Origin of the sequence: Myroides injenensis M09-0166, from assembly GCF_000246945.1 — a bacterium.
GTDB classification, from domain to species: domain Bacteria; phylum Bacteroidota; class Bacteroidia; order Flavobacteriales; family Flavobacteriaceae; genus Flavobacterium; species Flavobacterium injenense.
Genome location: NZ_BAEX01000172.1, coordinates 1 through 1,015, shown reverse-complemented (window position 1 = coordinate 1,015; position 1,015 = coordinate 1). Strand labels below are relative to the sequence as shown.

Annotated in this window: 1 protein-coding gene; it reads right to left on the bottom strand. The window is 34.5% G+C overall.

The features are described from left to right. Window positions 1-11: 11 nt before the first annotated feature. Window positions 12-875: an AadS family aminoglycoside 6-adenylyltransferase gene (locus tag RH98_RS15015; RefSeq protein WP_010257826.1), complete on the bottom strand. Its 864-nt coding sequence runs from the start codon at window positions 873-875 to the stop codon at window positions 12-14. Between the last annotated feature and the right edge of the window lie 140 nt (window positions 876-1,015).

The window sequence follows — 1,015 nt, the reverse complement described above, 5'->3', positions numbered from 1 at the left end:
GTACGACGTAGTTATGTTTTGGGTTTTAGTCCAGCTAAATATTTTCGTATGTCATTTTCTAATTTATCCGGGTATTTGTACTCTAATTTTTTTGACAATTCAGTTCCTATTTCTGAAACTAAATCAGTCATTGAAAATAGAGCAGTCCAATTTTCCTTTATATTGCTCCCTGAAAATGTTTGTTCTGTTTTAGCCCACATTTCCTGGTTAAGATACTTTTTGAAAAGTCGTCCATATTTATTGGTCGTTATGTTCCAATTGTGTTCACTTGCAATGTGCCATTCAATTAAAGGAATTAAATATTCTGTGCGAATAACGGTTTCCGACATAAATTTCGCATAGAATATTTCATCTCTCACAAGACACTTTGCCACGTAAGTTGTGTCCCACCAAAAATCGTTTATTAGATTTTGAAACTCTTTTTCAGACGGTTTTTTGATAATGGAAATTTGATAAGTTGGTTTCAGCATTTGCTTTGTAATACCATCTTTATCAATTAAAATTTTATAACCAATATCCCAATCTTCTGGTAATTCTTTCTCTTGCGTTTCCTTTATAAATTTTGATTTGCTGTAAAGTTTAAAATCTACTTTCACACCGTCTTCATAAAGTAGCATTTTCATTGCGTGTTTATGGTTAAAACAACTTTCGTCTTCTTCAATCATAGCAATTGGATTTCCGAATTTAAGCGTCCAGCTTTTGTCTGAAATGTAATTTGTATTATCCTCAAAAACAAATTCAATGTCTAAATCACTAAATTCGTCAACAAGTGCTAAAGGATTTACAAGTGAACTTGTCAGAAGAAGAACTCTTACATCTTCGTTTTTCTCCGACCATTCTATAATTGTTCTTAACTTTTCTTCTCTGACTTTCATTTTGTTTGGTTCGGTTTTACTATGTCGTACAACGAGAGGCGAACTTACGCCGTTGCCTGTCCAGTTCCGAAGGAATGGACTTGGCGGGACTTTTGCAAAGTCTCACCGCAAAAGGCGTGACAACCGGGCAATGGCGTAAG